The sequence below is a fragment of the Rhodococcus sp. GXMU-t2271 genome (assembly GCF_041414735.1).
GTDB lineage: Bacteria > Actinomycetota > Actinomycetes > Mycobacteriales > Mycobacteriaceae > Rhodococcus > Rhodococcus indonesiensis.
Window position 1 is genome coordinate 55,981 of the sequence record NZ_JAUIZP010000035.1, and the last position, 23,939, is coordinate 79,919.

Consider the following 23,939-nt stretch of genomic DNA (forward strand, 5'->3'; position numbering starts at 1 on the left):
ACGACGGGACTGTGTTGTGGACTTCGATCTGACCGAGGATCAGGCAACGATCCGAGATGCGGTACGAGAACTCGCCGGCAAGTTCGACGAGCAGTACTGGGTGGACAAGGATGCCGCCCACGAATTCCCCACGGAGTTCTACGACGCGTTCGCCAAGGGCGGCTGGCTGGGCATCACCACCCCCGAGGAGTACGGCGGACACGGCCTGGGCATCACCGAGGCCTCGATCCTGCTGCAGGAAGTAGCCGCGTCGGGCGCCGGCATGAACGGCGCGAGCTCGATGCACCTGTCGATCTTCGGCATGCACCCGGTGATCGTGCACGGCTCCGAGGAACTCAAGCAGCGCACCCTGCCGCGGATTGTCAATGGAGACCTGCACGTGTGCTTCGGGGTCACCGAGCCCGGCGCGGGCCTGGACACCACCAAGATCACCACCTTCGCGCGGCGCGACGGCGACAAGTACATCGTCAACGGACGCAAGGTGTGGATCTCGAAGGCGATGGAGTCGGAGAAGATCCTCCTGCTCACCCGCACCACCAAGTTCGAGGACGTGACGAAGAAGACCGACGGTCTCACGCTCTTCCTCACCGACCTGGACCGCTCGAAGGTCGAGATCCGCCCCATCAAGAAGATGGGCCGCAACGCCGTCACCTCCAACGAGTTGTTCATCGACGGCCTCGAGATCCCCGTCGAGGATCGGGTCGGCGAGGAGGGCAAGGGCTTCAAGTACATCCTCGACGGGCTCAACCCGGAACGGATGCTCGTCGCCTCCGAGGCCCTCGGCATCGGCCGTGCCGCCCTGCACCGCGCCACCCAGTACGCCACCGACCGTGAGGTGTTCGGCCGCCCGATCGGCATGAACCAGGGCATCCAGTTCCCCCTCGCGGACTCCCTCGCCCACCTCGACGCCGCCGAGCTCGTCCTGCGCAAGGCGACCTGGCTCTACGACAACGGCCGCCCCTGCGCCCGGGAGGCCAACATGGCCAAGTACCTGTGCGCCGACGCCGGCTTCCAGGCCGCCGACCGCGCCCTGCAGACCCACGGCGGCATGGGCTACTCGGAGGAATACCACGTCGCGCGCTACTTCCGTGAGGCGCGCCTGACGCGCATCGCGCCGCTGAGCCAGGAAATGGTTCTCAACTACCTCGGCGAGCACGTGCTCGGCCTTCCCAGGAGCTACTGATGTTCGAACTCACCGGAAGATCCGCCCTCGTGACCGGCGCGGGCAGCGGAATCGGCGCCTCCGTGGCGCACGCATACGCCGCCGCCGGCGCCGCCGTCCTCGTCACCGATGTCGACGAGGACGCGGCCGCCGCCGTCGCCGCGGAGATCACCGCCGCCGGCGGTACCGCCAAGGCCGCTGTGCTCGACGTCCGCAACACCGCCCAGGCCGCCGCGGCGGCGGAACAGGCCGCCGCCCTCGGCGGCGGCGTCGTCCACATCCTGGTCAACAACGCCGGGGCCATCGCACCGGCGATGTTCGCGAATCTCGAGGAAGACGACTTCCGCCGCATCGTCGACATCCACCTCGTCGGCAGCTACGTGTGCAGCAAGGCCGTACTGCCCTACCTGCCGGAGGACGGCACCGGGCGCATCATCAACGTCACCTCCGCCGCCGGCCTGCAGGGCACGATCGGCCAGGCCAACTACGGGGCGGCCAAGGCGGGCATCATCGGCCTGACCAAGTCGCTGGCCCGCGAGCTCGCCCGCAAGCAGGTCACCGTCAATGCCATTGCGCCCCTTGCGGCCACACCGATGACCGAGAACATTCGCAGCAACGACAAGCTCGCGGCGAAAACCCTCGAGCGTGTCGCGCTGAGGCGCTGGGCCGAGCCGAACGAGATCTCGGCCAGCTTCGTGTTCTTCGCCTCCGACGGCGCCTCGTACATCACGGGCCAGGTGCTGCCCGTCGACGGTGGAACGGTGATCTGATGACCAACACGACCAACCCGTTCCGGCGCTCCGCGCGCGAAGTGATCATCGCCGAAGCGGCCCGCACCCCGATGGGCCGATCCCACGCCGAGCGCGGATGGTTCCGCGATACGCATCCGAACGAGATGCTCGGCGCGGTCTACACGGATCTGATCCGCCGCAGCGGTCTGAAGCCGGCCGCGGTGGAGGATCTTGTCGTCGGTTGCACCGCGCCCTTCGGGGAGCAGTCCCGCAACATCGGCCGCAACGCATGGCTGCAGGCCGGATACCCGCCCGAGGTGCCGGCCGTCGTCCTCGACCGCCGTTGCGGCTCCGCACAGACCGCGGTCGAGATGGGTGCCGCCCTTGTCGGGTCCGGCACGCACGACCTGGTCGTCGCCGGCGGCGTCGAGCACATGGGCCACGTGCCGATCAACTCCCCGGCCAAGATCTCCGAGCTCTACGGCGATCCGTGGCCGGCCGAGCTGCGCGAGAAGTACGACTTCGTGCACCAGGGCGAGAGCGCCGAGCTCATCGCCGACCGGTGGGGCATCACCCGGCAGGAGATGGACGAATTCGCCGTCCGCTCGCACCGTCTGGCGACCGAGGCCATCGAGGCCGGGCGGTTCGACGAAGAGATGATCCCCCTCGAGCTCGCCGGCGAGCTCCGCAGAACCGACCAGACCGTCCGGCCCGGCACGAGCCTGGAGACTCTGGCCGGTCTGAAGACCGCGTTCCGGGAGAACGGCCGGATCACCGCCGGCAGTTCGTCGCCGATCTCGGACGGCGCGGCCGGTGTCCTGCTCGCCTCCCGGGACGCGGTCGAGACCCACGGTCTGCGCGCCCGCGCCCGGATCCTCGACCAGACCACGGTCGGAGTCGATCCCATCATCATGCTCACCGGCCCGATCCCGGCAACCCAGAAGCTGCTCGACCGCAACGGGATGACGATCGACGACATCGACCTCTTCGAGATCAACGAGGCGTTCAGTTCTGTGGTTCTGGCCTGGGAGCGCGAGCTCAAGCCCGACATGGACCGGGTCAACGTCAACGGTGGCGCCATTGCGCTCGGACACCCGGTCGGCGCCACCGGCGCCCGCCTCATCGCGACGATCGTCGCCGAACTCGAACGTCGCGACGCCGAGACAGGGCTGGTCACCATGTGCTGCGGCGGCGGACTCGGAACCGCCACCCTGATCCAACGGATCGACTGATGATCGACCTCACGCCCCACGTCCGGGCCGGCGACGGAATCTGGTGGAGCCAGACGAGCGCGGAACCCACCCCGCTCGTCCACGCCCTGCTCGACCAGCTCCCGTCGATCGGCGCGGTCCGGGCGTTCGTGGGACTGACCTGGGACCGCCGGCTCACCGATCAGACCCCGGACGAGTTGTCCGTCGTCTCCTACGGCGGGCTCGGGGAACTACGCCGGCTCAGCCGACGGGACCGGCTCGAGGTCGTGCCCTGCCACTACGGGGCATTGCCCCGACTGTTCGCCGAGCACCGCCTGCCGTGCGACGTCGGGTTCGTGCAGGTCGCCCCGCCCGACGCCGACGGCAACTGCTCGCTCGGCGTCGGCGTCGACTACATTGCCGACGCCCTCGCGCACACCCCCATCCTGATCGCCGAGATCAATCAGCGCATGCCGAGCACCCACGGTGCACCGGTGATCCCGCTGTCGCGGTTCGCGGCGGTCGTCGAGACCGACCGGCCGCTGCTCGAAGCGCCCGACCGTGAGCCCGCCGCCGTCGAGACGGCGATCGCCCGGCACGTCGCGGGCCTCGTCGAGGACGGAGACACCATCCAGATCGGCGTAGGGACGCTGCCCTCGGCGGTGCTGGCGGCCCTGGAAGGACATCGGGACCTCGGCCTGCACTCCGGGATGATCTCCGATGCGGTGCTGCGGCTGATCGACAAGGGCGTGCTGACCGGTGCGCGCAAACAGATCGACATCGGACGCCACGTCACCGGAGCGGCGCTGGGCACGGCGACCCTGTACGAGCGATTGCCGCACCTGCCGGTGGAGTTCCGTCCCGCCAGCTATACCCATGCGCCGCAGGTGCTTTCGCAGCTGACCTCGCTCGTGTCGATCAACTCGGCGATCGAGGTGGACCTCACCGGGCAGGTGGGGGCGGAGCAGGCCGGAGCCGCCTATGTCGGCGCGGTCGGCGGGCAGGTGGACTTCTCCCGGGCCGCGGCCCTGACCGGTGGCCGCTCGGTCATCGCGCTGCGGTCCACCGCGCGCGGCCGCTCGTCGATCAAACCGGCCCTCGAGTTCGGGTCCGTCACCACGGCGCGCACCGACGTGGACTACCTCGTCACCGAGCACGGCGTCGCCGAACTGCGGGGCTGTTCGCTCACGGAACGGGCCCGACGAATGATCGCGGTCGCAGCCCCGGAGCATCGCGAGCACCTGGACATCGCACTGACCGAGCACGACCTTGCTTCGTAGCGGAGCGAGCGGAAACGAGGAGTGAACGCCATGACGCGTCCCCAGCGGGTACAGATCCGAGAAGTCGGTCCGCGCGACGGCTTCCAGAACGAGCCGGAGACCATCCCCACCGACGACAAGGTGCGGCTGATCAACGCCCTCGGCCGCGCCGGGTTGAAGCGGATCGAGGTCGCCAGTTTCGTGCGGCCCGACGTCATCCCGCAGCTGTCGGACGGGGTGGAGGTGCTCAGCCGCATCGACGTGCCCGACGATGTGAAGCTGATGGTCCTCGTGCCGAACAGCAAGGGCCTGGACAATGCGCTGAAGGTACGCGACACCTTCCACGAGGTCGCGATCTTCGTCAGCGCGTCCGAGACCCACAACAAGAAAAATGTCAACCGCACCGTCGACGAAACCATGGCGGACAACGACGTCATGGCTCGCCGGATCGTCGCCGAGGGCCTGCACTGCGCCGCGGTCATCGCGACGTCGTTCGGATGTCCCTTCGAGGGCAAGGTGGAGTTGAAGCGGGTGCTGGACCTGGCGGAGAGATTCGCCGAATCCGGAGCCACGGAGATCGGCTTCGGTGACACCACCGGCATGTGCAATCCGGCCTATGCCTCGCAGTTCTTCGCCGCGGCCATCGAACGTCTGCCCGGCATCGAGGTCACCGCGCACTTCCACAACACCCGCGGTCAGGGCCTCGCGAATGCGTTCGCCGCGCTCGAGGCGGGATGCGCGAGCTTCGAGTCGAGTTTCGGGGAACTGGGCGGCTGTCCCGTCCCGGTGGGGTCGACGGGCAACATCGCCACCGAGGATTTGGTGGGCATGTTCCACGAAATGGGTGTGGAGACCGGCCTCGACCTCGGCCGGGTCATCGACGCCGCTCGCGAGGCCCAGCAGGTGCTGGGCCGCAAGCTCACCAGCCACTCGATCGTGGCCGGCCCGATCCAGTGGGCCGCGGGCGTGCGCTGACGCCCTCGTCCCCGGTACGACTTCGACATCAGAACCAACAATACGGAGTGAAATCATGAGCAATCGAGTCGCATTCGTCACCGGCGGCGCGCAGGGCATCGGCAAGGGAATCTCCGATGCGCTGGGGGCCGCGGGCTTCCGCGTCGCGGTCGCCGACCTCAACCTCGAGGCCGCCGAGGAGACCGCGGGCGCCATCCGCGAGGCCGGAGGCCAGGCAATGGCCGTCCCGGTCGACGTGACGGACACCGAGTCCGTGCAGGCGGCGGTCAAGCAGGTGGCCGAGCAGTTCGGTCCCGTCGAGATCGTCGTCAACAACGCCGGGTGGGATGACTTCATGCCGTTCGTGAAGACCGACGAGGCGTTCTGGGACCGGATTCTCGAGATCAACTTCAAGGGGCAACTGCGGGTCATTCAGGCGACCCTGCCGGGCATGGTCGAGCGGGGCTGGGGGCGCGTCATCAACATCGGTTCGGACGCCGGGCGCGTCGGCTCGTCGCTCGAAGCGGTGTACTCCGGTGCCAAGGGCGGCATCATCGCGTTCACCAAGACCCTCGCTCGTGAGGTCGCCACGAAGGGCGTCACCGCCAACACGGTGTGCCCCGGACCGACGGACACCCCGGCCCTGCGCAAGTTCGCCGACAACTCCGGTCAGGAAGCCGACAAGGTGATCGCCGGTATGACCCGCGCGGTGCCGATGAAGCGGCTCGGCAAGGCCACCGACATCGGCGCCGCCGTGGCGTTCTTCGCCTCCGACGAGGCGGAGTTCGTCACCGGCCAGACCCTGTCCGTCAGTGGTGGTCTCACGATGGCGTGACGGTCCTTGGTCGCTTCTCTCCCCGACAGCGCGGTTCGGAACCCATCCGGCCGCGCTGTCGTGCGTTGCGGTCCGTTAACGGTCGTTTGCAAAAGAGCCTATGATCGAGATGTGACGAACTATTGCAATACAACGGATTTCGTGGAATGGGCCTCGGTCGGCGAGTACGAGGACGTCCGATACGAGCACAGCGGCGACGGGATCGCAAAGATCACGATCTGCCGTCCCGAGGTACGCAACGCGTTCCGGCCGCAGACGTTGATGGAGATCTCCGACGCGTTGGTCGATGCCCGGGAGGATTCGTCGATCGGTGCCATCGTGCTGACCGGGGAAGGGTCCGAGGCGTTCTGCTCGGGAGGTGACCAGCGGGTACGCGGCGACACCGGCTACCTCACCGAGCCGGGCAAGGCCGGCGGTGTCGGGCGCTTCCATGTCACCGATCTGCAGATCCAGATCCGCCGACTGCCGAAGCCGGTGGTGGCCATGGTCGCCGGGTATGCGATCGGGGGTGGGCACATCCTGCACCTGGTGTGCGATCTGACGATCGCGGCGGACAACGCCCGCTTCGGGCAGGTCGGTCCCAAGGTCGGTTCCTTCGACGGCGGGTACGGCGCGGGTCTGCTCGCGGAGTTGGTCGGGGTGAAGAAGGCCAAGGAGATCTGGTTCTTGTGCCGCCAGTACGACGCGCGGCAGGCCTTGGAGATGGGGCTGGTCAACACCGTGGTACCGCTGGCCGACCTCGAGCGCGAAACCGTCCAGTGGTGCCGCGAGATGCTCGAACTCTCCCCGTTCGCGCTGCGCCTGATGAAGGCGAGCTTCAATGCGGCGGAGGACGGGATGGCCGGCATCCAGCAGCTCGCCCACGATGCGAATCTGCTGTTCTATTCCACGGACGAGGCCCGGGAGGGGCGTGAGGCGTTCAAGGCGAAGCGGCGGCCGGAGTTCGAGAAGTTCCCCCGGCGGCCCTGACCCTTCCTTTTCGGTCCAACAATTAGTATGGTTGAAGCATTGCTGGCACGAACAGGATGGTGTGCATGTCGGAAACCGCTACGCCCGCAGTCGCATGGAGTGACGTCGCCGCCGGCGTCATGACGGTCACGCTCCAGCGCCGACCCGCGAATGCCCTGGGTCTGCCGATCATCGATGGTCTGAACGCGGCGCTCGATGCCGCCGATGCCGACGGCTCGGTGAAGGTAATCGTCGTCCACTCGGACATTCCCGGCTTCTTCGCCGCCGGGGCGGACATCAAGCACATGTCGTCCGTGGACGCGGAGTCGTTCACCGCCTACGGCGATCGGCTTCGCGGGGCACTCGACCGGCTCGCGTCGGCCGACCGGATCACGATCGCCGCGGTGGACGGCCTCGCGCTCGGGGGCGGTCTCGAACTCGCGATGGCCTGCACCCTGCGCGTCGGCGGTGCGGACGCGAAATTCGGGCTCCCCGAGGTCAAACTCGGCCTCATCCCCGGGGCCGGTGGTACCCAACGTCTCCCGCGGCTCGTGGGCCGGGGCCGCGCGCTCGACATCATGCTGACCGCCCGCCAGGTCCCCGCCGACGAGGCCCACGCGATCGGACTGATCGACCGGCTCGTCGAGGCCGGCGGCGCGACCGACGCGGCGCTCGCCCTCGCGGCCGAGCTGTGCACGATGTCGCTGCCCGCGCAGCGCGCCGTCATCCGGACCGTCGACGCCTCCTTCGACACTCCACTCGACGAGGGCTTCGCCTTCGAGGTCGCCCAGGAGCAGGACCTGTTCGAGAGCGGGGAGGCGAAGGAAGGCATCACCGCGTTCCTCGAAAAGCGCGTCCCGCGCTTCGCCTGAGCGCCGTGCCGGCCGGGCCCGCCGGGCGCGGAGCGGTCGCGCTCGCTCTGTCGCTGGTCTACCTCATCTGGGGCTCGATCTACCTCGCGATCCGCCTGGTGATCGAGGAAGTGCCACCTCTCGGCTCGATGGGTGCGCGATTTTTTCTCGCCGCCCTGCTGATGGCCGTGTTCCTCGCCGTGCGTGGTGGCTGGAGGCGGTTTCGCGTCACCCGGCGGGAGGCCGGTGGTGCCGCGTTCCTCGGGGTGTTGCTGCTCGCGTGTGGAAACGGCTTGACGTCGGTCGGCCAGTTGCACGGCGTGCCCTCCGGTGTGACGGCGCTTCTCGTGGCGATGGTGCCCGTGTGGATCTGCATCTACCGTGCCGTGTCCGGCGACCGCCCGCGAGCTCTCGAACTGGCCGGCGTCGGGGTGGGCCTCGTCGGCCTGGCCGTGCTGATGCTCCCGACCGGTAGCGAGCGTTCGAGCCTTCCGCTGATCGGTGTGGCGGTCATCGTGCTGTCGAGCCTGTCGTGGTCGTTCGGCTCCTGGATCAAGCCGAGACTCTGGCTGCCGCAGGACGTGTACGTGGGCGCGACGTATCAACTCATGGCGGCCGGTGCGGTAATGATCCTGGCGTCGGCCGTAACCCGCGAGCGCTTCGCCGGCGAGATCGGGCTGCGGGCCTGGGGCGCGTTCGGCTACCTCGTTGTCTTCGGGTCGGTCGTCGGATTCACCGCATACGCGTGGCTGCTACACCATGCACCGCTTGCCCTGGTGGCTACCCATACGTACGTGAACCCGGTGGTGGCCGTCGCTCTCGGGTCCGCCGTTCTTTCCGAGCCGGTCACTCCTGTGCTGGTCGTCGGTGGTGCCGTGGTCCTGATGTCCGTCGTGTTGGTGGTCAGTGCGCAGGCTCGGGCCCGACCGGGGCGCGCTGCCGACCGCTCGGCGGAGACGAGCATGATCCGCGACTGAACCGGAGCAGTTGCAGGGTGCTCAGGAGCCTTCCCTGAATCCCTCGAAGGTATTATTATCAGACCAAATTTTGGAAAGGTGCAGCAATGGCGCAGGGCGGCACGAAACGCTCGTTCACAGGTCCGCTGTCGGGTCTGAAGGTGGTCGAGATCGGCTCGATCGGACCGGGACCCTTCTGCGCCATGCTGCTGGCCGATCTCGGCGCCGACGTGGTGCGGATCGACCGTGCCACCGGCGCGGGGTTGGTCGGGCCGAATGCAGATTTCCGGACCGAACTGCTGCACCGGGGACGTCGTTCACTCGCTGTCGATCTCAAGCACCCGGACGGAGCGGAGGTGGTGCTGTCGCTCGTAGCGGACGCCGACGTCCTGATCGAGGGCTTCCGCCCCGGCGTCACCGAGCGGCTCGGGATCGGACCGGACGACTGCGCCCAGCGTAATCCGCGGCTGATCTACGGCCGCATGACGGGCTTCGGACAGGACGGCCCTCTCGCGCAGCACGTCGGTCACGACATCAACTACGTGGCCCTCAGTGGAGTCCTCTCGCTGATCGGACGCCACGGTCAGCCGCCCACCCCACCGCTCAGCCTGGTCGGTGACTTCGGCGGTGGCGGAATGCTTCTCGCTCTGGGAGTGCTGTCTGCGCTCTACGAGAGACAACGCTCGGACCTTGGGCAGGTGATCGACGCCTCGATGGTGGAGGGGGCCGCCCTCCTTGCAACGCCGTTCTTCGGCTTCACGCAGAGCGGGTCGTGGAACCATGAACGCGGCACGAACCTCGTCGACAGCGGCGCACCCTTCTACGACGCCTACGAAACCGCCGACGGCAAATGGCTCTCGGTCGGCGCCCTCGAACCGCACTTCTACGCAGACCTCGTAGCCCTGCTGGGCCTGCCCGACGATCTGCCGGATCAGAACGACCGCGCGCAATGGCCGCAGATGAAGAAGGTGTTCGCCGACGCAGTCCGGGGCCGCACCCTCGCGGAGTGGCTCGACGCGGCCGAAGGACACACCCCGTGCATCGCGCCCGTTCTCGACGTCGACGAGGCGCCGTCGTATCCCCACCATGTCGCCCGCGGGACCTTCGTCGAGGTCGACGGACTCGTCCAACCGGCCCCCGCGCCCCGGTTCAGCCGCTCGGCGGCGGCCGTGGACCGCCGTCCGCCGAGCCCGGGGGAACACACCACCGAGATCCTGAGCGACTGGGGAATCGACCCCGACCGCACCGACCGATGGCTGCGTTCCGGCGCGGTACGACACGCCCCCGTCGAAGCCTGACCGATCCCACGAACTCACGGCGCCCACCTGGAACCGCCGGACCGAAGAAGGAGTGAACCCGTGACCGAGTCCACGACATGGGAAACGTTCACGCTCGAGCGACCCAAACCCGGGATCGCCGTCGTGACGTTGAACCGTCCCGAACGAATGAACTCGATGACGAACACGATGTTCGTCGAACTCGAGAAAGTGGCGTTGCAGCTCGATCGTGAGGACGACCTGCGGGTGCTGATCCTCACCGGAGCAGGCAAGGCGTTCTGTGGCGGGTTCGATCTCGACGATGCCGAAGACCTGGCGTCGTTGACGCCGATGGGAATGCTCGATCAGCAGGAGCTGGCGGCGCGCGCGCTCTCGGCGATCCGCAGCATCCGCGTACCGGTGATCGCAGCGGTCAACGGCGCGGCGGCCGGGGGAGGACTGTCCCTGTCCCTTGCTGCCGACATCCGGATCGGTTCGCCGGCCGCGCGGTTCAACGCGGCGTTCGTGCGAATCGGCCTTTCGGCCGGGGACCTGGGCGCCTCCTGGCACCTGACCCGGTTGATCGGCCCGGCGCGGGCCGCCGAGTTCGCGTACACCGGCCGATTCATCGACGCCGTCGAGGCGGAGTCGCTCGGGATGCTGAACGCGGTGGTTCCCGCCGACTCGCTGCTCGACGAGGCGCTCGCGATGGCACGCCTGATCTGCGCGAACTCGCCTGCCGGCGTGCAGCTGTCGAAACGCGCACTGCACGCGAACATGGAGGTGTCGTCCTACGCCGCGGCGCTCGAACTGGAGAACCGCGGCCAGGCGCTGCTCACCCGCGGTGAGGACATGCCCGAAGCGCTGGCCGCATTCAAGGACAAGCGCAGCCCGAAGTTCACGGGCCGGTGATCGACATGACGCAGATGGATACGCGGGAAAATACGTCCGTGCTGAGCAACTACGAGCCACCCCGGCTGGAGACCCTCACTCTCGAGGTGCTCGAGGGCAAGATCGCCGTTCTCACGATCAACCGCCCCGACCGCATGAACTCGATGGTCGTGAAGATGTTCGAAGAGTTCAACACCGCCGCCTACGCATTGCGTGACACCGATGCGCGGGCGCTGATCATCCGCGGTGCGGGGGATCGGGTGTTCTGCGCCGGGTTCGACCTGGACGAGATCAGTGTGATCACCGAAATGGGTGTGCGGGAATTCCTGAAGTTCCAGGAGACCGCGACCGGGGGTCTTGCTGCGCTGCGGCATCTTCCGTTCCCGGTAATTGCGGCGGTCCACGGCGCTGCCTCCGGCGGCGGCATGTCGCTCGCCCTCGCCGCCGACATCCGGCTGGTCGCCCCGACCGCGAAGTTCAACGCGGCCTTCGTCAAGGTGGGGTTGTCCGTCGGGGAACTCGGCACCTCCTGGCAACTGACCCGCCTTGTCGGGCCGGGCCGGGCAGCGGAGATCGCGTACACGGCGCGCTTCGTCGGCGCCGAGGAGGCGGTCCGGATCGGGCTGGCGAACCGGGTGGTGCCGAGCGAGGCCCTCTTCGACGAGGCCGTCGCCCTGGCCGAGACGATCGCGACGAATTCGCCCGGCGGGATCCGGATGTCGAAGCGCGCGTTGCAGCGTAACCAGGAGGTGACCTCGTACGCGGCGGCGCTCGAGTTGGAGAACCGGGGGCAGGCGCTACTGACCCGATGCGCCGACATGCCGGAAGCGCTGACCGCATTCAAGGAGAAGCGAGCTCCGCGCTTCACCGGGACGTAGAGGCCGACGAACAACCGACTGCATGCAGCGACCGGGGCCGGGCGGCGCGCGCCGGCGGCACAATCTGATGGAGGCGAGCAAATGACCTGGGAATGGACTCCCGACACCCTCGGCGCCCTGGAACGATTCCTGCGTGAGCGAGGCATCACCGACGGGCCGCTGACAGCGTCACGTATCGGTGACGGGCATTCCAATCTGACGTACCTGGTGTCCGACGGGGTGCGCCGGGTGATTGTCCGCCGCCCGCCGCCGCCCCCGGTTCCGCCGGGTGCTCACGACATGCTGCGGGAGGCTCGGCTCGTCGGTGCACTCGCCGGCAGCGGCGTGCCGGTGGCGGCCGTGCTCGCCGTCGGTCAGACCGGCGACGTGCTCGACGTGCCGTTCTACGTGATGGACTACGTCGCCGGCCCGGTGGTCACCACCGCGACCCCGGCGGCACTGAGTGCGCCGGCCGACCGTCGCCGGATCGGTGAGGCGCTGATCGACACCCTCGCCGCTCTGCACGCGGTCGACTGGTGGGCCGCCGGCCTCGGGGACCTCGGCCGGCCGGAGGGCTTCAACGAGCGTCATCTGCGCCGCATGGGCCGACTGGTGGCGGCCGACGATGGGACACCGCCGCCGGAGTTCGCGGAGATCGACGCGTGGCTCGCCGCCCACGTTCCCGCCGAGTCCGGTGCGGCGATCATCCACAACGACTACCGCATCGGCAACGTCATTCTCGCCCCCACATCGCCGGGACGTATTGCGGCGGTGCTGGACTGGGAACTCGCGACGATCGGCGACCCACTGTTCGATCTCGGCTACTTCCTCGCGTCGTATCCCGTCGAAGGCCAGGACCGCACGCCGACCGAAGACCTCGGTGTCGCCGTCCTCGAGGAGGGCTACCCGACCCGCGACGAACTTGCCCAGCGATATGCGGCTGCCACCGGCGCCGATCTGTCGAACCTGAACTGGTACACCGCCTTGGCTTTGTGGAAGCTGGCGGTGTTGTACGAGTACGGCCGGCGGCGGGCCGTTGCCGGCGTGGGGGATCAGTACTACCGCGACGGCGCCCTGGTGCGGGCCTTTCTCGATGCCGCTCACCGGGCGGCGGGCTTGACGGCGGCCGGCGTCTGATCGGGTCGGGACCTGCCGGGACTTGACCCCGGGCACCGACCCGGTGGCCCCTACTCGACGCCCGCGATGTCACGCCAGCGAGCGTGTGCGGCCGGGGTCCACTCGGTACGCAGGTCGCGCAGTCGCTTCGCCGCCTGCAATCCGGCCCAGTCCGGCAGCAGGACCTCGGGCAGTCGGGGATCGAGGTAGGGCATCCGACGCAGGGAATCGGCCAGCTGCAGGTGGGTGATGAGCAACTCGTCGTCGGAGGCGAATTCGCGCACGTCGAACCGGGCGAGCAGTCCGTCGTAGACTTTCTCGGCCTCGTCGAGGTCCCAGGACCGCCGCACGAGTTCGGCTTCGGTGATACCCGGCTGGCCGATGGGACCGACGAAGGTGACGGTGTTGTCGGTCAATCCGAGCGACTCGATCGTCCTGGCGGCCTCGGCGGCACGATCGACGTGGGGGGTCACCCAGACCCCGGGGGTGGGATTTCCGAAGCCGGCCCACCGCAGTGCTGCGTACAGTTTCTTCCGACTCGAGCGGTGTGATTCGGGAACTGGAACGTTGATCACCAGCCAGCGACCGTCCCATTGGGTGACGTCGACGTCGGGGGGGAACACACGCATGTCGCCTTCGGCGAACAGGCGGTGCGCTTCCTCGGTCAGATGCCACAAGGTTTCCCGACCGACCCGCTGCGCGGCGATCAACCCGGACGAGCCGGTGCGGGCCAGCGCCTGCCGTGCCGCAGGCTCACCGAATCCGAGGCCCTTCAGAACGTAGAGCAGCGCCGCGGTGCGGACCGGTCGACCGTATGGTTCCACCAGCTCGCCGAGCACAGTCACCAGCACGGATCGGGCGCTGCGGGCGGGAGCTGCGTCCGTGTCGGATACGGACCCGATGTCGGGATCAGTCATGGATCCATCGTTGCGCAGGCGGTCGGAGGCACGCCACACCCCCCGGCCGCCGGCGGGGCGGGGGCGGCGGGCTGCCCACGCATCAGTGCGCACTGGGGACGGCACCCCAGTCGCGTAAGACCGCGTCGGTGTCGGCGCCGGGCACGCGAGGTGCCGAGTATGCCGCCGCCGTCGCATTCGCGAAACGTGGCGCTGCCGCCGGCTGGCGCTGTCCGAACGATTCGACGACTGTCCCGCGCGCGGTGATGTGGGGGTGCGTTGCGACCTCCTCCAACGCGAGTACGGGCGTCAAGCACGCGTCGAGGGGGGCGAAGTGCTCCACCCATTGGTCGCGATCGCGTCCCCGGAAGATCTCGGCGAACCGGGTGTGCATCGCGGGCCAGGACGTACGGTCGTATTGTTCCGGAACCTCGGCCGGGTCGAGTCCCAGGCCCGTGAGTAGTTGCGCGTAGAACGCCGGCTCGACCGCGCCGACTGCGACGTACCGCCCGTCGGCGCATTCGTAGGTGTCGTAGAAGGGGGCGGCGCCGTCGACGACATTGGTTCCCCGGTCGGCGGACCACAGTCCGTTCTCGGTCAGCGTCCAGTACATCGTCATCAGCGTGCTGACGCCGTCGACCATCGCGACGTCGACGACGTCACCCTGCCCGGACCGCTCTCGCGCATAAAGGGCGCCGAGGATGCCGGTGACGGCCAGCATCGAGCCTCCCCCCAGGTCGGCGACCAGGTTGAGTGGCGCCAGTGGGCGTTCGCCTTTCCGTCCGATCGCGTTCAACGCCCCGGTGAGGGCGAGGTAGTTGATGTCGTGCCCCGCGTAGGGGGCCAGCGGGCCGTCCTGTCCCCATCCGGTGATGCGGGCGTAGACGAGGCGGGGATTGCGTGCTCGGCACACCTCGGGGCCCATGCCGAGCCGTTCCGCCGCGCCGGGACGGTAGCCCTCGATGAGCACGTCCGCATTGTCGACGAGGCTCAGCACACGCTGCAGATCGGCGGGATCTTTCAGATCGGCGCAGAGCGAGCGGCGGTTGCGCAAGCCGGCGTCCTGCTCCACGGGCACGAGTTGGCTCACCCCACCGGGACGTTCGATCCGCACGACGTCCGCCCCGAGATCGGCCAGCAGCATCGCGGCATGGGGGGACGGGCCGATCCCGGCCAGTTCGACCACCCGCAGCCCGTCGAGTACACGCGTCATCTTCTTCCTCCGAACGGCATCGATGTTTGACAATTCTGGATACTAGCTATCAAATTAAGTATTATCTAGCTCGATGTCGCAGCGAAACCCCGACTTGTCGCTGTCGGCATCCACCGACGAACCCGAGGCGAAACGTGAACAGACTCAGTCCAGAACTGATGGCGACTCTGCGCGCCGCGGCCGACGATCCCGTCGCCTACGCCCAGACCTGGAAGACAACCCACGGGGGCAGCGTGATCGGTGCCTTTCCGATGAACTTTCCGCCCGAACTCGTGCACGCCGCCGGCGCCCTTCCGGTGCTCATCCAGGAAAACCGCACCCCCATCACCGAAGGCCGCAACCTGCTCGCCGAGTTCTACTGCGGATACACCCGAAGCGTCGCCGATCAGGCGGCGCTCGGGCAGCTCGACGTCTTCGACGCCGTCGTGGCGGCGGACCACTGCGTACAACTGCTCGGCGCGGTCGACGTGATCCGATGGGCGCGACCGGAGAAACCTGTGCACTTCGCCCAGCTCACCAGCGCCATGGACGATGCCTGGACCAGACCGCGAGTAGCGGGTCGGATCGGCGAACTCACCACCGAGATCGAAGCTGCCCTAGGGGTTTCGATCACGTCCGACACCTTGACGGCCAGCATCCGGATGTTCAACGCCAACCGGCGGCTGCTGCGCGAGTTCTACGAGCTGCGTCGCTCCGGTCGGCTCCGCATCACCGCGAGCGAAATGCAGGTGCTGGTGAAGTCGAGCATGGTGATGGACATCGCCGAACACACCGTTGCGCTCGAGCGTCTTCTCGACGGGATCGACCCGGCCGACGAAGGGCAACCCGACGTGGTCAGGCTCTACCTGTCCGGCCACTTCTGCCACGCCCCGCGGCCCGAATTGCTGGACGTGATCGAAGAAACCGGAGTGATCGTGGTCGACGACGACCTGTACACCGGATACCGCTACATCTCCACCGACGTGCCGGAGACCGGTGATCCGTTCGAAGCGCTGTCGAGCTGGTATCTGGAGCGAAACCTCAACGCCCCATGCCCCACCCGAGTGACCACCCAGGTCGACTGGGACCGATATCTGGTCGACGAACTCACCCGTAGCAACGCAAACGGCGTGATCGTGCTGATGGCGAAATTCTGCGAACCCCACATGCTCTACTACCCGGAGATTCGGAAAGCGCTGGAGAAGAACCGAACCCCCGCGCTCCTCATCGAAACCGAGCACGAGGGCAATCCTGTGGAAACGCTCCGGACCAGGGTCGAGACCTTTGTCGAGCGCATCCGCCGGCAGCGCATGCCGGCGCTGTCCTGAAAACCCGCCCGACCACCCGAGGGAGATCGTGATGACTGTGGCACAACCGCGCAAGGACAAGGCGCATCGCCTGTCCAGTACCCGGGTCGGCGGCAAGCTGGTCGCCGACTACTGGGAGAACATTTTCACCGCGAAGGAGCGCGGAAAGCACGTCGTCTGGTACAACGGCGCCGCATTGAACCCGCTCTTCCACGCGGCCGGCCTCGAATGGTGCCATGGTGAAGCGTTCGCTGCACGACTGGCCGCCCAGCACCTCGAGGGTCCGGCCCAGGCCGCCGGGGCCGAGTACGGCTACATCAACGAGCTGTGCTCGTACGCCCGCACGCACCTCGGCTGCGCCGTCCTGACGCACCAGAACAGCAATCGGAGCGAGACCGGCGTCGTGGGCCTGACCGATCAGCAGGAACTCGCGAGCAAATTGCCGGCCCCGGACTTCTTCGTGAACGGATATGCCGGCTGCAGCACCGGACAGCAGTGGGACGCCATGACGTACCGAGTCTTCGATCGCGCATTGCCCTTGTTCAACGTCTCCATCCCGATGTTGTGGGGCAACAAACCCGACGCGGGATACATGCGGGGCGAGGAGTGGATCGAAGTCGGCAAGTACGTCGAGGGCCAGCTCCGGGAGCTGGTCGACTTCCTGGAGTACCAGACCGGCCGACCGTTCGACTGGGATGCGCTCAGCGAGAGCATGTCGTACATCAAGCGGGCTTCGGAACTGCGCCTCGAAGGAATGGAACTGTGCCGGCAGGCGCCGACCCCGGCAACCTACTGGGACTGGGTGGCGAGCATCGCGCCGATCAACTTCCTGCCCGGCAACCAGGATCTCGTGGACTACTTCGCCGGGGTGAAGGCCGAGATCGAACAGCGGATCGCCGACGGTGTCAGCGCCGTGGAAAACGAGCGCTACCGGGTCTACTTCGACGGAATCATGAACTGGAACAAACTGGGATTTTTGACCAGGAAGTTCGCCGAGTACGACGTGGCCGTCGTGGCCGGCCGGTACACCCACGAATCCTTCTGGCAGGAACCACAGCTCATCGACGTCGACAACCCGCTGCTCGGAATGGCGCAACACTACCTGCTCTGCCCACTGAACCACGGGCTGAAGAACCTGCAGGAGCTGTTGCTGCGTCGTCTCGACGAGTATGCGATCGACGGCATCGCCTTCCACTCCACCCGGACCTGTCGGGCGATGACCAACCCACAGTCCATGCTCGCCCGGGCCGCCGAGGCCGAGCGGGGAGTCAAGTCGTTCTTCTTCGAGGGAGACGTGGCCGACGCATCGTTCTACAACGACGAGCTGTTCGACAGTCGCCTCGAAGCGATGCTCGAGGCGATCGACGTGCAACGGATGAGGTCCGCGGTCTAGCGCGACGCCGGACCGGGAAGAGACGAGTGCGATGAGTACCGACAAATGGTTCGTCATGGGCGTCGATCTGGGATCGACGACCGCGAAGGCTGCCGTCGTCGATCAGGACGGTGTGCTGTGCGGGACGGATGTCGTGCAGATGGGCGCTGTGAGCCGCGAAGCCGTCGCCCGTGCGATCGAGGGTGCCGCGGCCGCCGCGAGAATACCCCGCGAGGTCGTTCGGCGGACCGTGAGCACCGGGTACGGCCGCCGCTTGGTGCCGGGCGCCGACCGCACCTTCACCGAGATCACCTGCCATGCGCGCGGCGCGGCCGCACTGCGCCCGGGGGTTCGGCTGGTCATCGACATCGGCGGCCAGGACAGCAAGGCGATCATCGTCGACGACGACGGACTGGTGAAACGCTTCGCCATGAACGACCGTTGTGCCAGCGGAACCGGCCGATTCTTCGATGTGCTGGCCCGCGCGCTCGAGGTCGACATCGATGCGGTGGGCGATCTTGCGCTCGCCGGTGCCGAGGGCCTCGAGGTCAGCACCATGTGTGCCACGTTCGCCGAAACCGAAGTGATCTCCTTGCTCGCCCAAGGACAGGACAAGGCCGATATCGCTGCATCCGTGCACCGTGCGGTCGCAGCGCGCACCCTCGGGTTGGTCGCTCAGGTCGGTAGGGCGACACCGGCGGTGATGACCGGCGGTGTGGCCAAGAACCCGGCTGCGATCCGCTGTGTATCGCAAGCGCTGAGACATCCGATCGAGGTGCTCGACCAGCCGCAGATCGCCGGTGCCTACGGCGCGGGGCTGCTCGCGCGCGACGAATACCTGGGTGCCCGAACGGCTCTGCCTGCGCGTGATGCCGCGACGGAGACGAGGATGGCATCGCGAAGTCCGGGCGGTGGTCAGCACTGTGCGAGCTGCGACGGTGTCCTGGACGGTAATCATGTGCACGCCGGGGGACCGGTGATGCTCGATCTGCAGAGGAGCGAGTGATGACGAACGAAGCGAATGAGCTCCGGGTGCCGGTACCGGCCGAGTCGACGATCTTCATCGTCGGGGGAACAAGTGGTGTCGGGCTGGAGGTGGCACGCCGGTTCGTGCGGGCGGGCGCCCAGCGGATCGGTCTGGTCGGGCGCAACCTCGAACGTGGCGAGAAAGCGGCCCAGCATATTCGGACCCTTGCACCCGGCGTGTGGTGTCTGTTCGCCGCGGCCGACGTGAATGTTCCCGGGGAGGCGGTGCGGGTGGTGGCGGAACTGACGGATTCGCTCGGTGCTGCCGACATCGTCGTCAACAGCACGACGGGGTCGTTCAACCCGCGTCTGTTCCACGAAATGGATCCCGAGGACATCCCGGGAGTTCTGGTCAGTCAGGCGCTCGGCCCGATCAACATGTGCCGAGCCGTCCTGCCCGCGATGCGGCAGCGCCGCGGTGGGGTGATTGTGAACATCGCCTCCGACGCGGCGAAACACCCGACGCCGGGCGAGAGTGTGATCGGTGCGGCCATGGCCGCAATCGTCATGTTTTCCAAAACCCTTGCAATGGAAGCCAAGAGAGACGGTATCCGGGTCAATGCCGTGACGCCGTCGCTCATCCGCGACACCGGCGGCTTCGATCGTGTCATGTCCGAGCCGTTCAGCGCGAAGCTGTTCGAGAAGGCGAGTCGGCTGGCGTCGCTGGGGGTGGCGGAGCCGGGTGATGTTGCCGACCTCGTGCTGTTCCTCTGTAGTGCGCAGGCGCGGCGGATCACCGGGCAGGTGGTCAGCCCGAACGGGGGGATTTCCGCGGGATAGTGGTCGTAGCGAGGAGCCGGTCGAGGTGGGAACCTCGGCCGGCTTCACGCGCTTCGGGGATGGAGCTGAAGGCTTCGTCCACAAATGTTTGACAGATATGTAGCGGAAGGCATCTGATCGGTACTATGTTGGGTGTGACCGCGATAACATCTCGGGAGGCCCGGTCCAGGGCGCCGATCGGTCCCTGCAGCCTTCCTTTCCTTCATCCCGCACAGCCGAAAGCAGGAACACGCCATGTCGCTACAGATGTCCTACTGGCCGGCGTCCACGAGCTCGGGCATTCGAGACATCACGTTCAGTGATCTTCTTCGGGAGGGAGCCGCGACCACTCCCGACCGCGCCGCGCTCGTCGACGGCGTTACCGACCCGGCGGACCGGAGAGAATGGACCTACCGCCAGTTGCTCGCCGACACCGAATCGACCGCCCGCGCGTTGCTCACGCACTTCTCCCCGGGCGATCGGATCGCGGTGTGGGCCCCCAACAGTGCCGACTGGGTGGTCCTGCACCAGGCGATCGCGATGGCAGGCATGGTGCTGGTCGGCATCAATCCGGCGTATCGCGCACATGAGCTCGAGTACATCCTGCGGCAGTCCAAGGCAGCCGGTCTGTTCTTCCGCGAGTCCTATCGCGGGGCGGATCTGTCCGCGATTCTGGACCAGGTCCGGCCCACTGTTCCGGGACTGCACACCGTGGTGTCCGGCAGCGAGTGGGCCGAGTTCGTGCGTACGGGTGATCCGAACGCGCAGTTCCCGGCCGTCTCGCCGACGGACGCAGTGCAACTGCAGTACACCTCGGGCACCACCGGCTTCCCGAAAGGCGCACTGCTGCACCACAAAGGCCTTGTCAACGAGGCTGCGTTCGTGTTCGAGCGCGCCGGCCGGACGGACCCGCTGGTCTGTGTCAACGCCATGCCGATGTACCACATCGGGGGCGGTGGCGTCACCGAGCTCGGCACGTTCGCCGTCCACGGAACCTACGTGATCTTGCCGGCCTTCGAGCCGGCCGCAATGCTCGAAATGATCGAGACCTACCGGGGCACCCACTCGTTGATGGTGCCCACGATGCTCATCGCCCTGCTCGACCACCCGGACCGGCACACGCGTGACCTGTCGAGCATCCACACCGTCATGTCCGGCGCGGCGGCAGTACCCGAGGCGCTCGTCGAACGGGTGACCCAGGACCTCCACTGCAACTTCACGATCCTGTTCGGCCAGAGCGAGATGCACGGGGTGATCAGCCAGACGCGGATCACGGACGATGTCGTCGACCAGGCGACCACGGTGGGACAGCCGCTGCCGGAGCTCGAGGTCAAGATCGTCGATCCGTTTTCCGACGAGATCGTTCCCGTCGGTGAGCAGGGCGAGGTCTGCTGTCGCGGCTACCAGGTGATGCTCGGGTACTCGGATATGCCCGACGAGACCGCCGCCACCATCGATGCGGACGGATGGCTGCGCATGGGCGATCTGGGTGTGATGGACAGCCGCGGCTTCCTCCAGATCACCGGTCGTCTCAAGGAGATGATCATCCGGGGCGGCCTCAACATCTATCCCCGCGAGATCGAGGAACTGCTCTACCGGCATCCCGACGTCGCCGAGGTAGCGATCATCGGTGTGCCGGACGAGAAATGGGGCGAACAGATCGGCGCCGTCGTGCGGGTGAAGGACCCCGACTCGCCCCCCAGCGCGGCCGAGCTGAAGTCCTGGCTCCGCGAACGACTCGCCGCACACAAGACACCCGCCCTGTGGTACTTCACCCGGTCCCTTCCCATGACCCCGTCGGGCAAGATCCAGAAGTTCCGTGTGCAGGAACAGATCGCCGCCGGGACGCTGACCGCGGCACCGATGACCGACGGCGACGCGGCCGAGAAGTCCTCGGCCGATCTGGTCTCGTGACGACGCCCCGACCGCGGCCGAGGACCGAATCCGTGATCGGCGGAAGGACCGCCCGGTGACACCGCTGCTGAACCCCGAGGCGCTCGGCATCCGTGACGCGGTGCGAGCCTTCGCGACGAAACGCCTGGCGCCCGGGTATCTCGAGCGCGCGAAGTCCACCACGTTCCCGTGGGATCTGCATCGCGAGATCGCCGGCCTGGGGCTCTACGGTCTGCTCGCGGGGGAGGGGTACAACCCCCTCGAGCGGGAAGACTTCGTTGCGGCCGGCGTCGCCGTCGAGGAACTCGCCTACGCGGACTTCAACGTCGCCAACATCACGATTCCCGTCATGCTGATGAGCACGTTGATCCGGCACTACGCATCCGAGACGATTGTCGAGAGGTGGCTGCCGCGCCTGATCGCGGGTGAAACGTACGTGGCGTTCGGGTTGACGGAACCCGAGGTGGGTTCGGACGCCGCCGACATCAAGACCGTCGCGCGAGCTACCGCAGGTGGATACACCATTTCCGGCGAGAAGACGTCGGTGACGATGCTGGCCGACGCGGAAGCGATCATCCTCGCCGCACGGACGATCCGGGACGGCAAGGATGCCGGTGTGTCGACGTTCCTGGTGCCGCTCGACGCATGCGGCATTGCCACGTCGACGGTTCCGGATACGGGATGGGGCATCCTCGGTCGCGGGGTGCTGCATCTGGACGGTGTCGAGGTGCCGGCGGAGAACCTGATCGGCCTCGAAGGGCGTGCCTTCTCCCGTGTGCTGAACGGGTTCGACTTCACTCGGCCGCTGCTCGCGCTGACCGGACTCGGCGCGGCCCGGGCGTCCCTCGACGAGACAGCCGAGTACGTGCGCCGGCGCACGGCGTTCGGTGCTCCGCTGGCGAAGTTCGAGGGCGTGTCGTTTCCCATGGCCGAACACCTCACCAAGGTCGAGGCGGCGCGGATGATCTGCTACACGGCGCTCGAGAAACGCACTCTCGGTCTGCCGCACACCTTGGAAGCGGCGATGGCGAAGTGGTACGGCCCGCTCGTCGCGAGCGCGGCGGTCAAGGAATGTCTCCTCCTGCACGGGAACTACGGTTACTCGCAGGAACTTCCGTTCGAGCAACGCCTGCGTGATGTGATGTCCGTCGAGATCGCCGACGGTACGGCACAGATCCAGAAGATCATCATCATGCGGGAGAAGTATGGGACCGACTTCGTTCCCTACGAGAAGCGCGGCAGCGACGCGGCCTCGTCATGGCAGAGAGGAGCGGCCCGCCCCGCGTCCTCGACACGGTGAGTTCGTCGAGTGTCCATCACCTACCGACAGGCGAAGGGGTGACCCGCACGGCCGGCCTGCCGATCTCATGGTGCGGATGCGAGCTCGAGTCTGAACGTGTTTCGGCCCTGAGCTACCCCTGCACTGTCCGATCGGTGCAGGGGTAGTCACGGGCTCGGCGAGTTACCCCAAGGTGGGGCGGTAGGCGTAGGACGACGACCGCGACAGGGCGAATTCGAAAATGCCGTATCCGGTCTGCCCGTTCCAGCCGAACGTGCAGCATCGGTCTGTCAGGGCGGAGTCGAGAGTCGTCGGTCCCACCGTCCCGTCGAGGGGATAGACGTCGAACTCTTCGAAGTCGCGACCGCGGACCTTTCCGTGGTGTCCGCCGTAACCGCCACCGGCCATGTATCCACCGCCGGCCGAGGCGTCGGCGTCGACACGGTAGGTCGCGCCGGCGGCGGTCACGATCTCCACCGTGCCGCTGGTCAGGTCGTTGCCTGCCGTGAACGCCAGGTGGTGCCGGACGTCGGTGATGTCGTCGAGTCGGCCGTCGTCGTGCATGACGGCGCCCTCCAGCAGGATCCGTCCGCCGTGTCGGTCCTCGACGAGGAGGAATCCGAACGTGCGGTCCGGGAACTGGGCCTGGTACCAGATGTGCAGGCCTTGGCCTCCGGACATGGTGCGTACTCCGCGGGAGCGGTCCCGCAGTCCGTACCAACCGGCGACATCGGTCGTGGCGCCGTCCAAGGTGAGCGTGCCCTCGTAGCGCCCGGGCTGGAAGAGATGGTCGAACGAGGTGACGTTTCCGCCGGTGTTCGCCACCTCCACCGACCCGAGCCAGTAGGGCGCCCGGGCGTGCCAGAGGAGGTCCAGTTCGAGTCCGGTCTTGTTTTCACCGAGCTGGATTCGCCAGGTCGTGTTGTCCTCGACGGTCTCCCACCTCAGGGGTCCGACGGACGCGGCGTCGGTGGCGTCGTGCTCGGTGGAGAAGCGGAGGTTGCGCTGTTCGGCCGCCGTGGTCAGCACCACGAAGCCGTCCACGACGTTGCGCGGCGGATAGACCCCGGCGCCGAGGACGACCGAGGGCGCGGCGCTGCCGTCCGGGTGGAGATTGAACATGAACCGGTCGAAGAATTTCTCCGGCATGTCCGGGGTGGTCCGGGTTACCAGGGCGTCGTGGAATCCGTCGGTCATTCGTGCTCCTTC

The 23,939-nt window shown here is 67.3% G+C and carries 22 protein-coding genes; 19 read left to right on the forward strand and 3 right to left on the reverse strand.

Features of this window, described 5'->3' with window-relative positions; translation table 11 throughout:
• Positions 1-16: 16 nt before the first annotated feature.
• The 13 genes from QYS60_RS13670 to QYS60_RS13730 all read left to right on the forward strand — a co-directional run bounded on the left by QYS60_RS13670 (position 17) and on the right by QYS60_RS13730 (position 13,027).
• Positions 17-1,183, forward strand: a complete 1,167-nt coding sequence (locus QYS60_RS13670) for an acyl-CoA dehydrogenase family protein (RefSeq protein ID WP_119699413.1) — start codon at positions 17-19, stop codon at positions 1,181-1,183.
• On the forward strand, positions 1,183-1,932 hold the full coding sequence (locus tag QYS60_RS13675) for an SDR family NAD(P)-dependent oxidoreductase (RefSeq protein WP_119699414.1): 750 nt from the start codon (positions 1,183-1,185) through the stop codon (positions 1,930-1,932). Before QYS60_RS13670 ends, QYS60_RS13675 begins: the two co-directional genes overlap by 1 nt.
• Positions 1,932-3,125, forward strand: a complete 1,194-nt coding sequence (locus QYS60_RS13680; RefSeq protein WP_119699415.1) for a thiolase family protein — start codon at positions 1,932-1,934, stop codon at positions 3,123-3,125. The genes QYS60_RS13675 and QYS60_RS13680 overlap by 1 nt, the downstream gene beginning before the upstream one ends.
• Positions 3,125-4,363: an acetyl-CoA hydrolase/transferase family protein gene (locus QYS60_RS13685; RefSeq protein ID WP_119699416.1), complete on the forward strand. Its 1,239-nt coding sequence runs from the start codon at positions 3,125-3,127 to the stop codon at positions 4,361-4,363. Before QYS60_RS13680 ends, QYS60_RS13685 begins: the two co-directional genes overlap by 1 nt.
• A gap of 30 nt (positions 4,364-4,393) precedes the next feature.
• Entirely contained in the window at positions 4,394-5,317 is a 924-nt protein-coding gene (locus QYS60_RS13690; protein WP_119699417.1) for a hydroxymethylglutaryl-CoA lyase, read from the forward strand.
• 55 nt (positions 5,318-5,372) lie between these two features.
• A complete protein-coding gene (locus QYS60_RS13695; RefSeq protein WP_119699418.1) occupies positions 5,373-6,131 on the forward strand; it encodes an SDR family NAD(P)-dependent oxidoreductase in 759 nt (252 codons plus the stop codon).
• Between the two features lie 111 nt (positions 6,132-6,242).
• Positions 6,243-7,100: a 1,4-dihydroxy-2-naphthoyl-CoA synthase gene (menB, locus tag QYS60_RS13700; protein WP_119699419.1), complete on the forward strand. Its 858-nt coding sequence runs from the start codon at positions 6,243-6,245 to the stop codon at positions 7,098-7,100.
• Between the two features lie 65 nt (positions 7,101-7,165).
• Positions 7,166-7,951, forward strand: a complete 786-nt coding sequence (locus QYS60_RS13705; RefSeq protein WP_119700270.1) for an enoyl-CoA hydratase/isomerase family protein — start codon at positions 7,166-7,168, stop codon at positions 7,949-7,951.
• Between the two features lie 5 nt (positions 7,952-7,956).
• Positions 7,957-8,907, forward strand: coding sequence for an EamA family transporter (locus tag QYS60_RS13710; RefSeq protein ID WP_119699420.1), 951 nt, complete (start codon positions 7,957-7,959; stop codon positions 8,905-8,907).
• Positions 8,908-8,993: 86 nt separating this feature from the next.
• Positions 8,994-10,184 carry a CaiB/BaiF CoA-transferase family protein gene (locus tag QYS60_RS13715; protein ID WP_119699421.1) on the forward strand — a complete coding sequence of 397 codons (1,191 nt, stop codon included), beginning with the start codon at positions 8,994-8,996 and terminating at the stop codon, positions 10,182-10,184.
• 60 nt (positions 10,185-10,244) lie between these two features.
• Complete coding sequence (locus QYS60_RS13720) at positions 10,245-11,054, forward strand: enoyl-CoA hydratase/isomerase family protein (protein ID WP_119699422.1); 810 nt, start codon at positions 10,245-10,247, stop codon at positions 11,052-11,054.
• A gap of 5 nt (positions 11,055-11,059) precedes the next feature.
• Positions 11,060-11,911, forward strand: coding sequence for an enoyl-CoA hydratase/isomerase family protein (locus QYS60_RS13725; RefSeq protein WP_119700271.1), 852 nt, complete (start codon positions 11,060-11,062; stop codon positions 11,909-11,911).
• Between the two features lie 81 nt (positions 11,912-11,992).
• Positions 11,993-13,027: a phosphotransferase family protein gene (locus QYS60_RS13730; protein ID WP_102031053.1), complete on the forward strand. Its 1,035-nt coding sequence runs from the start codon at positions 11,993-11,995 to the stop codon at positions 13,025-13,027.
• 50 nt (positions 13,028-13,077) lie between these two features.
• Here the strand turns inward: QYS60_RS13730 and QYS60_RS13735 are convergent, their stop codons facing one another.
• Together QYS60_RS13735 and QYS60_RS13740 are read right to left on the reverse strand one after the other, a co-directional pair.
• The gene (locus QYS60_RS13735) at positions 13,078-13,923 is read right to left on the reverse strand and encodes a PaaX family transcriptional regulator C-terminal domain-containing protein (RefSeq protein ID WP_102031052.1); all 846 of its coding nucleotides are present in this window, start codon (positions 13,921-13,923) and stop codon (positions 13,078-13,080) included.
• 82 nt (positions 13,924-14,005) lie between these two features.
• Complete coding sequence (locus QYS60_RS13740) at positions 14,006-15,115, reverse strand: CaiB/BaiF CoA-transferase family protein (RefSeq protein WP_102031051.1); 1,110 nt, start codon at positions 15,113-15,115, stop codon at positions 14,006-14,008.
• Between the two features lie 158 nt (positions 15,116-15,273).
• On the opposite strand from QYS60_RS13740, the gene QYS60_RS13745 reads away from it, so the two are divergent.
• The 6 genes from QYS60_RS13745 (at position 15,274) to QYS60_RS13770 (ending at position 22,751) form a co-directional block, all read left to right on the forward strand.
• A complete protein-coding gene (locus QYS60_RS13745) occupies positions 15,274-16,422 on the forward strand; it encodes a 2-hydroxyacyl-CoA dehydratase subunit D (protein WP_190242408.1) in 1,149 nt (382 codons plus the stop codon).
• A 31-nt stretch (positions 16,423-16,453) separates the two neighbouring features.
• A complete protein-coding gene (locus QYS60_RS13750) occupies positions 16,454-17,794 on the forward strand; it encodes a 2-hydroxyacyl-CoA dehydratase subunit D (RefSeq protein WP_102031049.1) in 1,341 nt (446 codons plus the stop codon).
• A gap of 31 nt (positions 17,795-17,825) precedes the next feature.
• Entirely contained in the window at positions 17,826-18,779 is a 954-nt protein-coding gene (locus tag QYS60_RS13755) for an acyl-CoA dehydratase activase (RefSeq protein WP_102031048.1), read from the forward strand.
• Positions 18,779-19,579, forward strand: a complete 801-nt coding sequence (locus QYS60_RS13760) for an SDR family NAD(P)-dependent oxidoreductase (protein ID WP_119699423.1) — start codon at positions 18,779-18,781, stop codon at positions 19,577-19,579. The genes QYS60_RS13755 and QYS60_RS13760 overlap by 1 nt, the downstream gene beginning before the upstream one ends.
• A 234-nt stretch (positions 19,580-19,813) precedes the next feature.
• Positions 19,814-21,472 (forward strand): AMP-binding protein, encoded by a 1,659-nt coding sequence (locus QYS60_RS13765; RefSeq protein ID WP_371383432.1) that lies wholly within the window; start codon positions 19,814-19,816, stop codon positions 21,470-21,472.
• A gap of 55 nt (positions 21,473-21,527) precedes the next feature.
• Positions 21,528-22,751 (forward strand): acyl-CoA dehydrogenase family protein, encoded by a 1,224-nt coding sequence (locus QYS60_RS13770; protein ID WP_102031045.1) that lies wholly within the window; start codon positions 21,528-21,530, stop codon positions 22,749-22,751.
• Between the two features lie 162 nt (positions 22,752-22,913).
• On the opposite strand, the gene QYS60_RS13775 is transcribed toward QYS60_RS13770, so the two are convergent.
• On the reverse strand, positions 22,914-23,927 hold the full coding sequence (locus QYS60_RS13775) for a hypothetical protein (RefSeq protein WP_102031044.1): 1,014 nt from the start codon (positions 23,925-23,927) through the stop codon (positions 22,914-22,916).
• Between the last annotated feature and the right edge of the window lie 12 nt (positions 23,928-23,939).

Coding starts and splice junctions, on each gene's coding strand:
- QYS60_RS13675 (WP_119699414.1), top strand. CDS start 1,183: ATGTTCGAACTCACCGGAAGATCCGCCCTCGTGACCGGCGCGGGCAGC.
- QYS60_RS13680 (WP_119699415.1), top strand. CDS start 1,932: ATGACCAACACGACCAACCCGTTCCGGCGCTCCGCGCGCGAAGTGATC.
- QYS60_RS13685 (WP_119699416.1), top strand. CDS start 3,125: ATGATCGACCTCACGCCCCACGTCCGGGCCGGCGACGGAATCTGGTGG.
- QYS60_RS13690 (WP_119699417.1), top strand. CDS start 4,394: ATGACGCGTCCCCAGCGGGTACAGATCCGAGAAGTCGGTCCGCGCGAC.
- QYS60_RS13695 (WP_119699418.1), top strand. CDS start 5,373: ATGAGCAATCGAGTCGCATTCGTCACCGGCGGCGCGCAGGGCATCGGC.
- QYS60_RS13705 (WP_119700270.1), top strand. CDS start 7,166: ATGTCGGAAACCGCTACGCCCGCAGTCGCATGGAGTGACGTCGCCGCC.
- QYS60_RS13715 (WP_119699421.1), top strand. CDS start 8,994: ATGGCGCAGGGCGGCACGAAACGCTCGTTCACAGGTCCGCTGTCGGGT.
- QYS60_RS13725 (WP_119700271.1), top strand. CDS start 11,060: ATGACGCAGATGGATACGCGGGAAAATACGTCCGTGCTGAGCAACTAC.
- QYS60_RS13730 (WP_102031053.1), top strand. CDS start 11,993: ATGACCTGGGAATGGACTCCCGACACCCTCGGCGCCCTGGAACGATTC.
- QYS60_RS13735 (WP_102031052.1), bottom strand. CDS start 13,923: ATGACTGATCCCGACATCGGGTCCGTATCCGACACGGACGCAGCTCCC.
- QYS60_RS13740 (WP_102031051.1), bottom strand. CDS start 15,115: ATGACGCGTGTACTCGACGGGCTGCGGGTGGTCGAACTGGCCGGGATC.
- QYS60_RS13745 (WP_190242408.1), top strand. CDS start 15,274: ATGGCGACTCTGCGCGCCGCGGCCGACGATCCCGTCGCCTACGCCCAG.
- QYS60_RS13750 (WP_102031049.1), top strand. CDS start 16,454: ATGACTGTGGCACAACCGCGCAAGGACAAGGCGCATCGCCTGTCCAGT.
- QYS60_RS13755 (WP_102031048.1), top strand. CDS start 17,826: ATGAGTACCGACAAATGGTTCGTCATGGGCGTCGATCTGGGATCGACG.
- QYS60_RS13760 (WP_119699423.1), top strand. CDS start 18,779: ATGACGAACGAAGCGAATGAGCTCCGGGTGCCGGTACCGGCCGAGTCG.
- QYS60_RS13765 (WP_371383432.1), top strand. CDS start 19,814: ATGTCGCTACAGATGTCCTACTGGCCGGCGTCCACGAGCTCGGGCATT.
- QYS60_RS13775 (WP_102031044.1), bottom strand. CDS start 23,927: ATGACCGACGGATTCCACGACGCCCTGGTAACCCGGACCACCCCGGAC.